Source organism: Sphaerotilus sp., assembly GCF_041083715.1.
Taxonomy (GTDB): domain Bacteria; phylum Pseudomonadota; class Gammaproteobacteria; order Burkholderiales; family Burkholderiaceae_C; genus Sphaerotilus.
The window spans coordinates 1-10,877 of sequence record NZ_JBFPGY010000121.1 but is presented as its reverse complement, the minus strand read 5'-3'; the positions used below and the strand labels follow the sequence as shown (position 1 = coordinate 10,877).

General features: G+C 69.2%; 11 protein-coding genes. 6 read left to right on the top strand and 5 right to left on the bottom strand.

Annotated features, from left to right (window positions below; all coding sequences use genetic code 11):
- The coding region (locus AB3X43_RS05830) for a LysR substrate-binding domain-containing protein (RefSeq protein ID WP_369428927.1) at window positions 1–825 on the top strand (825 nt) is incomplete at its 5' end.
- A 9-nt stretch (window positions 826–834) separates the two neighbouring features.
- On the opposite strand, the gene AB3X43_RS05825 is transcribed toward AB3X43_RS05830, so the two are convergent.
- From AB3X43_RS05825 to AB3X43_RS05810, 4 genes are read right to left on the bottom strand one after another with little or no spacing between them, the layout of a single operon-like run.
- Window positions 835–1,899 (bottom strand): sulfate/molybdate ABC transporter ATP-binding protein, encoded by a 1,065-nt coding sequence (locus AB3X43_RS05825; protein WP_369428926.1) that lies wholly within the window; start codon window positions 1,897–1,899, stop codon window positions 835–837.
- Complete coding sequence (cysW, locus tag AB3X43_RS05820; protein WP_369428925.1) at window positions 1,896–2,798, bottom strand: sulfate ABC transporter permease subunit CysW; 903 nt, start codon at window positions 2,796–2,798, stop codon at window positions 1,896–1,898. The genes AB3X43_RS05825 and cysW overlap by 4 nt, the downstream gene beginning before the upstream one ends.
- Before the next feature lie 13 nt (window positions 2,799–2,811).
- Complete coding sequence (cysT, locus tag AB3X43_RS05815) at window positions 2,812–3,648, bottom strand: sulfate ABC transporter permease subunit CysT (protein ID WP_369428924.1); 837 nt, start codon at window positions 3,646–3,648, stop codon at window positions 2,812–2,814.
- A 19-nt stretch (window positions 3,649–3,667) separates the two neighbouring features.
- Window positions 3,668–4,672: a sulfate ABC transporter substrate-binding protein gene (locus AB3X43_RS05810; protein ID WP_369428923.1), complete on the bottom strand. Its 1,005-nt coding sequence runs from the start codon at window positions 4,670–4,672 to the stop codon at window positions 3,668–3,670.
- A gap of 96 nt (window positions 4,673–4,768) precedes the next feature.
- Here AB3X43_RS05810 and AB3X43_RS05805 point away from each other — a divergent pair, with 96 nt between their 5' ends.
- From AB3X43_RS05805 to AB3X43_RS05795, 3 genes are all read left to right on the top strand, one after another.
- Window positions 4,769–5,482 carry a c-type cytochrome gene (locus AB3X43_RS05805; RefSeq protein ID WP_369428922.1) on the top strand — a complete coding sequence of 238 codons (714 nt, stop codon included), beginning with the start codon at window positions 4,769–4,771 and terminating at the stop codon, window positions 5,480–5,482.
- Window positions 5,479–6,765 (top strand): c-type cytochrome, encoded by a 1,287-nt coding sequence (locus AB3X43_RS05800; RefSeq protein ID WP_369428921.1) that lies wholly within the window; start codon window positions 5,479–5,481, stop codon window positions 6,763–6,765. Before AB3X43_RS05805 ends, AB3X43_RS05800 begins: the two co-directional genes overlap by 4 nt.
- A 143-nt stretch (window positions 6,766–6,908) precedes the next feature.
- On the top strand, window positions 6,909–8,306 hold the full coding sequence (locus AB3X43_RS05795) for an L-serine ammonia-lyase (RefSeq protein ID WP_369428920.1): 1,398 nt from the start codon (window positions 6,909–6,911) through the stop codon (window positions 8,304–8,306).
- 21 nt (window positions 8,307–8,327) lie between these two features.
- Here the strand turns inward: AB3X43_RS05795 and AB3X43_RS05790 are convergent, their stop codons facing one another.
- Window positions 8,328–9,593, bottom strand: coding sequence for a nitronate monooxygenase (locus tag AB3X43_RS05790; protein ID WP_369428919.1), 1,266 nt, complete (start codon window positions 9,591–9,593; stop codon window positions 8,328–8,330).
- Window positions 9,594–9,820: 227 nt separating this feature from the next.
- On the opposite strand from AB3X43_RS05790, the gene AB3X43_RS05785 reads away from it, so the two are divergent.
- Complete coding sequence (locus tag AB3X43_RS05785) at window positions 9,821–10,345, top strand: MarR family winged helix-turn-helix transcriptional regulator (RefSeq protein ID WP_369428918.1); 525 nt, start codon at window positions 9,821–9,823, stop codon at window positions 10,343–10,345.
- Window positions 10,342–10,877 (top strand): TolC family protein (locus AB3X43_RS05780; protein ID WP_369428917.1); only part of this gene is annotated, 536 nt, incomplete at its 3' end. The genes AB3X43_RS05785 and AB3X43_RS05780, both read left to right, overlap by 4 nt.

The following is a 10,877-nucleotide window of genomic DNA, read 5'->3' as shown; positions in this document are numbered from 1 at the left end:
GGCGTCGAGATCTTCGTGCGCGCCGGCAAGCGGCTCACTGGGCTGACGCCGCCGGGCGAGGTCGTGCTGCCGATCGTCGAGCGGCTGCTGATCGAGGCGGACAACCTCAGGCGCGCCGGTGCCGACTTCGCCGCGCAGGACCGCGGCACGCTCACCATCGCCGCCACGCACTCGCAGGCGCGCTATGCCCTGCCGCCCGCCGTGCGCGATTTCCGTGCGACGCACCCGGACGTGGTGCTGCAACTCCACCAGGGCTCGCCGCGCCAGGTCGCGCAGATGCTGCTCGACGGCGAGGCCGACATCGGCATCGCCACCGAGGCGCTGGCGGGCTACGAGGACCTGGTGGCGCTGCCCTGTTATAGCTGGTCGCACGCGGTCGTCGTGCCGCGTGGCCACGCGCTGGCGCAGGAGGCCGACCGCGGCGTGGTGCTGACGCTGCCGCGGCTGGCCGAGTTCCCGCTGATCACGTACGAGGGTGGCTACACCGGCCGCAGCCACATCGACGAGGCGTTTGCGCGCCACGTGCTGGCGCCGAACGTGGTGCTGGCCGCGATGGACGCGGACGTGATCAAGACGTATGTCGAGCTGGGCATGGGCGTCGGGCTGGTGGCGTCGATCGCGTATGACGAGGCGCGCGATGCCGGTCTGCGCGCCATCGATGCGCGGCACCTGTTCGCCACCAACATGACCCGGCTGGCGCTGCGCCGCGGGGCCTACCTGCGGCGCTATGCCTACGCATTCATCCGCTGCTTCGCGCCGCCGCTGACGCCCGAACTGATCGGGCAGGCGATGGCGAGTTCGGAGGGGAGTCGGTTCGAGATCTGAGCCGGTCCCTCAGATCGCCGCCGCCGGATCGTCTGCCGTCTCCTGAAACCGCGTGATCCGCCGCGGCCTCAGATGCGCGGCACTCCCCGGCCGCAGCCCGAGGCGCCCGCGCAGCGCGGTCCACGCCTCGCGCGACAGCTCCACATCCACCAGCGACTCGTCGTCATTGCGGCGGAACTCCAGCCGCGTGTTCGGCCCCACCGTCAGCACATGCGCCAGCGTCACCGCCCAGGTGTCCGGCCCTGCGGTCGTGACGATGTCGATCTCGTGCGGGCGCACGTAGGTCACGTCCTTGGCCCCGTCGGCGGAGGCCGGCTGCCCCGGTGCATGGTCGCGCCGACCGTGGAACAGGTTCACATCGCCCAGGAACTGCAGCACGAACGGCGTTGCCGGCCGGTCGTAGACCTCGTCGGGCGTGCCGACTTGCTCGATGCGGCCCTCGTTCATCACGACGATGCGGTCGGAGACTTCCATCGCCTCCTCCTGGTCGTGGGTGACGAAGACGCTGGTGACGTGCATCTCGTCGTGCAGCCGGCGCAGCCAGCGGCGCAGCTCCTTGCGCACCTTGGCGTCCAGCGCGCCGAACGGCTCGTCCAGCAGTAGCACACCCGGCTCCACCGCCAGCGCCCGCGCCAGCGCGATCCGCTGCCGCTGGCCGCCCGAGAGCTGGTGTGGGTAGCGGTCGGAGATCCAGTCGAGCTGCACCAGCTTGAGCAGGTCGGTCACCTTGGTCCGGATCTCCGCCTCGCTCGGCCGCGTCGCCTTGGGCCGCACACGCAGGCCGAACGCGACGTTCTCGAAGATCGTCATCTGGGGGAACAGCGCGTAGTGCTGGAAGACGAAGCCGACCTGCCGATCCCGCACGTCGGCCCGCGTGGCGTCCTCGCCGTGGAACAGCACCTGGCCCGAGTCCGGCACCTCCAGCCCCGCGATCATGCGCAGCAGCGTCGTCTTGCCCGAGCCCGATGGCCCCAGCAGCGCCACCAGCTCGCCCGACCCGATCGTCAGGTTGAGGTTGTCACAGACGGTCAGCCGACCGAAACGCTTGTTCAGATCCTTGACTTCGATGCTCATGCTGGGGTGCCCCCGTTGGGGGTTTTGTTGTCTTGGCGGGCGCTGCTGAGCTGCGCCTTCACACGTTGTTCGACCAGGTACTTCAGGCCCAGCGTCACCAGCGCGAGGCTGGCCAGCAGCGAGGCCACCGCGAACGCCGCGGCGAACTGGTACTCGTTGTAGAGAATCTCGATGTGCAGCGGCATCGTGTTGGTCTGCCCGCGGATGTGGCCCGACACCACCGACACCGCGCCGAACTCGCCCATCGCCCGCGCATTGCACAGGATCACGCCGTACAGCAGCGCCCACTTCAGGTTCGGCATCGTCACGCGCCAGAACATCTGCCAGCCCGACGCGCCCAGCACCGTGGCGGCTTCCTCCTGCTCGCGGCCCTGCGCCTGCATCAGCGGGACCAGCTCGCGCGCCACGAACGGGAAGGTCACGAACACGGTGGCCAGCACGATGCCCGGCACGGCGAAGATCACCTTCAGGTCGTGGTCGCGCAGCCATTCGCCCGTCCAGCCCTGCAGCCCGAACACCAGCACGTAGATCAGCCCCGACACCACCGGGCTGACCGAGAACGGCAGGTCGATCAGCGTCAGCAGCACGCTCTTGCCGTGGAACTCGAACTTGGCGATGCACCAGGCGGCCGACACGCCGAACACCACGTTCAGCGGCACCGAGATGCCGGCGGCGATCAGCGTGAGCTTGATGGCCGAGAGCGCGTCGTCATCGGTGACGGCCGCGGCGTAGACACCCCAGCCCTTCTTGAACGCCTCGATGAAGACGGTCGCCAGCGGGATGAACAGGAACAGCGTCAGGAAGACGAGCGCCAGCCCGATCAGCACCCGGCGCACCCAGGGCGGCTCGGCGGTGGCGTTGCGCAACTCGGCGCTGGAAGACATGCGGGGTCCGCTCATGGCGATGGCCTCCTCATTGGCCTTGACGCTTGCGCGTCCAGGCCTGCAGCAGGTTGATGACCAGCAGCATCACGAAGCTCAGCATCAGCATCACCACCGCGATGGCGGTCGCGCCCGCCACGTCGTACTGCTCCAGCTTGCTGATGATCATCAGCGGCGTGATCTCGCTGACCATCGGGAGGTTGCCGGCGATGAAGATCACCGAGCCGTACTCGCCCAGCGCCCGGGCGAAGGCCAGCGCGAAGCCGGTCAGCAGCGCCGGCGCGAGGATCGGCAGGATCACCAGCCGGAAGGTCTGCCAGCGGTTGGCGCCGAGCGTGGCCGAGGCTTCCTCGAACTCCTGCGACAGGTCTTCCAGCACCGGCTGCAGCGTGCGCACGACAAACGGCAGCCCGATGAACAGCAGCGCCACGAACACGCCCAGCGGGGTGAAGCTGACCTTGAAGGGCAGGTGGCGGCCGATCCAGCCGTTCTCGGCGTAGAGCGCGGTCAGCGTGATGCCGGCCACCGCCGTTGGCAGCGCGAACGGCAGGTCCACCAGCGCATCCACCAGCCGCTTGCCCGGAAAGTCATAGCGCACCAGCACCCACGCGATGACCAGACCGAAGATGGCGTTGAGGGTCGCGGCGGCCAACGACGCGCTGAAGGTCAGCCGGTACGAGGCGAGCACGCGGGGCGACATGACGGCGTCCCAGAACGCGGGGAAGGTCATCGTGGCCGTCTTCATGAACGCCGCGGACAGCGGCAGCAGCACGATCAGGCTGAGGTACAGCAGCGTGAAACCCAGCGCGAGGTCGAAGCCGGGCAGCACGCTGTGGCGGCGCAGCAGCGCCCGGGACAGCGGCAACATGGAGAGCGGTTCCCGGGCGTCAGCGCTTCGTGAACACCTGGTCGAAGGTGCCGCCATCGCTGAAATGAACCTTCTGCGCCTCGCGCCAGCTCCCGAACACGTCGTCGAGGCGGAACAGCGCTGTCTTCGGGAACTGCGCCGCGTACTTTGCCGCCGCCTTCGGGTCGATCGGGCGGTAGTAGTTCTGGCCGGCGATGTCCTGGCCTTCCGGTGAGTACAGGTACTCCAGATAGGCCTGCGCCACGGCGCGCGTGCCCTTCTTGTCCACCACCTTGTCCACGACAGCCACCGGTGGCTCGGCCAGGATCGACAGCGGCGGCGCGACGATCTCGAACTTGTCGGGGCCGAGTTCCTTGATCGCCAGCAGTGCCTCGTTTTCCCAGGCCAGCAGCACGTCGCCGATGCCGCGCTCGACGAAGGTCACGGTCGAGCCGCGTGCGCCGGTGTCGAGCACGGGCACGTTGGCGTAGATCTTCTGCACGAACTCCTGCGCCTTGGCGTCGGAGCCGAACTTCTTCTTGGCATGGCCCCAGGCCGCCAGGTAGTTCCAGCGTGCGCCGCCCGAGGTCTTCGGGTTCGGCGTGATGACGGCGACGCCGGGCTTGACGAGGTCGTCCCAGTCCTTGATCGCCTTCGGGTTGCCCTTGCGCACGAGGAACACGATGGTGGAGGTGTAGGGCGCGCTGTTGTGCGGCAGGCGCTTCTGCCAGTCGCGCGGCAGCAGCCTGGCCTGGTCGCTCAGCTCGTCGATGTCGTAAGCGAGTGCCAGCGTGACCACGTCGGCTTCCAGCCCGTCGATGACCGAGCGGGCCTGTTTGCCCGAGCCGCCATGCGAGGCCTTGACGGTCACGTTGTCGCCGGTCTTGCCCTTGTAGTAGATGGCGAAGGCCTTGTTGTAGTCCTGGTACAGCTCGCGCGTCGGGTCGTAAGAGACGTTGAGCAGCGTGATGTCCTTGGCATGCGCCAGCGGGGCGCCGAGGGCGAGGGCGAGTGCGGCAGCGATCAGGGTCTGGCGGCGTAGCATCGGGCGGTTCCGTTCAAGCTGGAAGGATGCGTGGATGCTAGGCAGCCCACCTCCGGCAGAGAACGAATCAATCCGATGATCGATAGTCGAAAAACGATGCTACCCACCCGAATCCGAACCACGCTGGCGACTGTGCTGGCGCTGTCGTGCCTGTCGGCCGCGCAGGCCGCCGCTCCGACCGACGATCCCCAGGGCATGACCACCCGCGTGGCCGCCTGCACCGCCTGCCACGGCAAGCAGGGCCGTGCCACCCCCGATGGCTATTTCCCCCGCATCGCCGGCAAGCCCGCAGGCTACCTCTACCACCAGCTCGTCAACTTCCGCGACGGCCGCCGCCAGTACCGGCCGATGACGCACCTGCTCGACCACCTGAGCGACGACTACCTGCGCGAGATCGCCGAACACTTTGCATCGCTGGAGGTGCCCTACCCGCCGCCGGCCACGCCGGGGCTGGCCGCAACGGTGCTGGCGCAGGGCAAGGCGCTGGTGCTGAAGGGCGATGCGGCGCGGGAGGTGCCGGCCTGTGTCCGCTGCCATGGTGACGCGATGACCGGCGTGGCGCCGGCCATTCCCGGCCTGCTTGGACTGCCGCGCGACTATCTGAATTCGCAGCTCGGTGCCTGGAAGACCGGCCAGCGCCATGCCGCTGCGCCCGACTGCATGGCGAAGATCACGGCCAGGCTCACATCCACCGACATCACGGCGGTTGCCGCGTGGCTCGCTGCGCAGCCGGTGCCTGTGCCGTCGAAGGCGGTCGAGCGTTCGGCGCTGGCGCAGCCGCTGCCGATGGATTGCGGGGGTGTGCAATGAAGCGTGTCCTCGCCTGGGGCCTGGGTGGTCTGCTCGGCGTGCTCGCGCTGGGTGGGGTGGCGGTCGCGTGGCTGGATTCGGCCGACGCGCCGCCTTCCGCCAACCCGCGTCCGGTCGCCACCGACGCCGCGACGATCGAGCGGGGCCGCTACCTCGCGCAGGCCGGCAACTGCGTGGCCTGCCACACCCGCCGCGGTGAGCCGCCCTTTGCCGGTGGCGAGGCGCTGGTCACGCCCTTCGGTACTGTCTACGGCGGCAACCTCACGTCGCACGCCAGCACCGGCCTCGGCGCCTGGAGCACCGACGATTTCTGGCGCGCGCTGCACCACGGCCGCTCGCGCGACGGGCGCATGCTGACCCCTGCCTTCCCGTACCCGCACTTCACGCAGGTCGCGCGCGAGGACAGCGACGCACTGTTCGCCTTCCTGCGCAGTGTGCCCGCCGTGGACCGGCCGAGCACGCCGAACGCGCTGGCCTTCCCCTACAACACCCAGCTCGCGCTGAAGGTCTGGCGGGCGCTGTACTTCCGCCCGGCGGTCTTCACGCCCGAGCCGGCGAAGTCCGCCGAATGGAACCGCGGTGCCTACCTCGTCCATGGCCTGGGCCATTGCGCCGCCTGCCACGGCGCGCGCAACGCGATGGGCGCGACGATCGCCGGCCGCGAATTCGACGGTGCGCCGATCCCGGGGCAGGGCTGGTACGCCCCGGCGCTGACGCTCGCCGCCGAGGGCAGCGTCGCCGCGTGGCCAGTGTCGGACGTGGTGGGCCTGCTGCGTGACGGCGTGACGCCGGACGGGAGGGCGGTCGTGACCGGTCCGATGGCCGAGGTCGTCGCCCGCAGCACGCAGCATCTGAGCCTGGCCGACGCACAGGCGATGGCGGTGTTCCTGCGCGACCTGCCGGTGCGCCCGGCCGCCGAACCACCGCGGGTGCGGCCGGCCGACGCCCGCACGCTCGACCGCGGCGCCAGGCTCTACGGTGACCACTGCGCCACCTGCCACGGCGAGCGCGGCGAGGGCCGGCCCGGTGCCTTTCCCGCGCTGGCCGGCAACCGCGCGGTGACGATGATCGACCCGACCAACCTCGTGCGCGTGATCCTGCAGGGCGGTTACGGCCCGTCCACCGCCGGCCGGCCGCGCCCGCATGGCATGCCACCCTTCGGCCACGTCCTCGACGACGCCGACATCGCCGCCATCACCACCCATGTGCGCAGCGCCTGGGGCAACACCGGAACGCCGGTGAACCAGGTGCAGGTGGTGCAGTTGCGTGAAGGGCGTGATTGAATGCCGTGAAGAGGGGCCTGTCCGCGGGATGCCTGAAATTGAGGCATCTCAAGGAAAATCATGGCAGAACAATGACTTGCGAACACTCCGCACCGCTTGTGAACAACGTTATCCACAGGCGACGGGGATAACCGGAGCCAACCATGGCTGTCAGCGTTTTCGACCTGTTCAAGATCGGCATCGGGCCGTCCAGCTCCCACACCGTCGGGCCGATGCGGGCGGCGCGGCTGTTCACGCAGGGGCTGCTGCACGCGGATCTGCTGGACCGCGCGGCCCGCGTCCAGGTCGATCTCTACGGCTCGCTGGGTGCCACGGGCAAAGGGCACGGCAGCGACACCGCGGTGCTGCTGGGCCTCGGTGGGCACGAGCCGGACACGGTGGACGTGGACCTGATCCCGGTGCTGCTGGACGACCTGCGCCAGCGCCGACGCGTGCTGCTCGATGGCACGCATCCCATCGGGCTGGACGAGGCCCGTGACGTGGTGTTCCACCGCCGCGAGACCCTGCCGCTGCACGCCAACGGCATGCGCTTCTCGGCCTTCGACGCGGCCGGTGCGGTGCTCGCCGAGCGGGTGTACTACTCGGTGGGCGGCGGCTTCGTCATCAGCGAGCAGGTCGCCGCGGACGGCCAGCGCCAGAAGGTGATCGCGCCCGACACCAGCGTGCTGCCGCTGCCCTTCCACAGTGGTGCGGACCTGCTGGCGCTGACGCAAGCGCACGGCTGCTCGATCGCCGAGGTGATGCGCCGCAACGAGCGCCACTGGCGCACTGACGCCGAGACTGGCGCCGGTTTGCTGCGCATCTGGGCAGTGATGCAAGCCTGCGTGGAGCGGGGCTGCCGCACCGAGGGCACGCTGCCGGGCGGCTTCAAGGTCCGGCGGCGTGCGGCGGCGCTGTCGCGTGCGCTGACGGCGCTGGATGCACAGGGTGCCAAGGCGTCCGACCCGCTGGTCGTGCTCGACTGGGTGAACCTGTACGCACTGGCGGTGAACGAGGAGAACGCGGCCGGCGGGCGGGTCGTCACGGCGCCGACCAATGGTGCGGCCGGGATCATCCCTGCGGCTCTGCACTACTACACCCGCTTCGTGCCGGGCGCGGACGAGCGCGGGGTCATCGACTTCCTGCTGACCGCCGCGGCGATCGGCCTGCTCTACAAGGAAAACGCCAGCATCAGCGGCGCCGAGGTGGGCTGCCAGGGCGAGGTGGGCGTGGCGTGCTCGATGGCGGCGGCGGGGCTGTGCGCGGTGATGGGCGGCACACCGGCCCAGGTCGAGAACGCCGCCGAGATCGGCATGGAGCACCACCTGGGCCTGACCTGCGACCCGGTGGGCGGGCTGGTGCAGATCCCCTGCATCGAGCGCAACGCCATCGCCTCGGTCAAGGCGATCAACGCCGCGCGCATGGCCCTCTACGGCGACGGTACCCACCACGTCAGCCTCGACCAGGTCATCAAGACCATGCGCGAGACCGGGGCCGACATGCACACCAAGTACAAGGAGACCGCCCGCGGGGGGCTGGCGGTCAACATCGTGGCCTGCTGAGGCCGTGGCGCTGCCCCGGCTTCAGTCGGCCAGCACGACGCCGGCTTCCGGCAGATGCACCTGGTTGTCGGTGCTGAACTGGTAGTCCTGGAACACATGCTCGGCCGTGAGCAGCTGGTAGCGGCCATCGGCGTGGCGGTGCGTCGTGTCCTTCAGGCGCCACGTCAGCTGGCCACAGGTCCAGATGTCGAAGTTGCGCATCTGCGTGCACAGGCAGGTCTTGTCCATCACCGAGATGCGCTTGACGCCCGGATGCGCCGCCACTTCGCGGTTGTAGGCGGTGATGTAGGCGCACTTGCCGTTCGCGTCCAGCAGGTAGCCGTAGGCTTCGCAGTTCGGGCGGATGCCGTCGCCGATGCCCGGGCTCGACTTGATCATGCGCATCGGATAGCCGGTCGGCGAGATCTGGTTGACCTCGATGTCGTCCTCGTCGGCCTTGAAGTATTCCTGCTTCACGTCGTCGGGCAGGCCGCATTCCTTGGTCACGGTGAACCGCGTCGCCACCTGCACGCCGGCCGCGCCCATCTCCATGAACCGCACCGCGTCGCTGCCGGTGAAGATGCCGCCGGCGGGCAGCACGGGGATGTCGAGCTGCTCGGCCTTCATCCAGGTCAGGATCTCGGCGACGATGGTGGCCAGGTCGTACTCGGCCCAGTCCATGCCGAAGCCGAGGTGGCCGCCCGCCAGCGGGCCTTCGACGACGATGTAGTCGGGCAGGCGGTTCAGGCGGGCGTTCTTCTTGAGGAACAACTGCAGCGCGCGCAGCGACGACACGATGATGCCGAGCTTGACGTCGCGGAAGCGCGGGTGGTCCTCGATCAGCGCGAAGGAGCCCAGGTGCAGGCCGGCGGCGAGCGTGATGCCGTCGATGCCGGCGTCCATCGCGGAGGCCATGCGCACCTTCAGCGTCTCCTTCGGCGCGTTCATCGTCAGCTTTTCCATGCAGTTGATGAACACCAAACCGCTGCCCTGCTTGCGGGTCATGGTGCTCTCGACGTGCAGGCGCGTGGCTTCTGCGAGGTGGCCGAGGTCGAACTTGACGGCCGACTTGTCGGCGGACTCGACGTTGAGCTTGTACATCGCCTGCTTGGCCTTGACGTACTTGGTCTTGTAGCGGCGGTCGGTGACCGTCTTGATCATCGCGTCGGAGATGTGGCCGACCCCGCCCAGGCGCGCCGCCTCCAGCGCCAGGTCGGAGGAGGAAATGTCCACGCCCATGCCGCCGACCATGATGGGCACCAGCTCGTGGCGGCCCATCTGCATGCGGAAGTCGTCCAATCGTTTCATCGCGTATGTCCTCGGGGCGCACCCCTGTAGTTCCCAAGCCTCTTTGTCAGGCGCAGCTTGTTCGTGCTGTGTGACTGTGCCACGCCGTGTGCACGGCACGTATTGTCAGGGACTTGCCGCCTCCGTCTGGTGCATCCGGCGTCTGGGGTCTGATTAAGCCCACAGCGACAGCAAGGGTTAATTAGATTGCCTGATCAATGATTGATTGAGCAATAAAATCGGACCCCATGAACACGACCGACCCTGCTGTGGCGCCACTCCCGCCGATCTACACCGCCGACACCTACCGGCCCGAGCGCAGCCTGGGCCTGCTGATGCGCCAGGTGCTGACCTCGATCCTGCAGGAGGCCGACCGCCGGCTGGGCGAGCTGGACCTGACCCACGCGCAGTGGCTGCCGTTGTTCCACCTGCTGTGCCGGCCCGAGGACACGACGGCGGTGACGCTGGCGCGTGATCTGCAGGTCGATCCGGCCGGCGTGACCCGCGTGCTCGACCGGCTCGAAGCCAAGCAGCTCGTGCGGCGCGAGCGCTCCTGCACCGACCGGCGCGTGGTGAATCTGGCGCTGACCGATGCCGGCCGTGTGGTGGCCGAGCAGGTGCCGCCGGTGCTGACGGCGGTGCTCAACCAGCATCTGCAAGGCTTCTCGTCCGAGGAGTTCGAGCAGCTCATGGGGCTGCTGCGCCGTCTGCTGGCCAATGGTGAAGCGATGCGTGCGCCCGTGGCGGCTGCGCGCGAGGAGGGTGCGGCATGAACCGCCTGAACACGATGACCCCCGTCGTCGGCGCGCTGGCGCTGGTGGCAGCGCTGGTGATGACCGGGTGCGCCAGCCCCGGGGCGCCGATTCCCGTGCAGGCGGCACTGCTGCCGGCACAACTCGGGCTGCAGGCCGACACCGGCGCACTGGCCGCTGGCGACGGCTGGTGGAAGGCGCTCGGTGATCCGGCGCTCGACACGCTGGTCGAGCGCGCCACGGCGGACCACCCGAGCGTGCAGGCGGCCATGGCGCGGCTGGCGCGTGCGCAGGCGGCCAGCCAGGGCACGCAGGCCGGCGACGCGCCGCAGATCGGCCTGTCCGCCGACGCGACCCGCCAGCGCTACACCGCCAACGGATTGGTGCCGCCCCCGATCGCCGGCAGCACGCGCGACACCGGCAACCTGCAGATCGGCGGCGCGTGGTCACTGGACTTCTTCGGTCGCCACCGCGCGGCCCTTGCCGCCGCGGTCGGCCAGGAGCAGGCGCTGCAGGCGGAGCTGTCCGCCGCCCGCCAGGCGCTGGCCGGCGC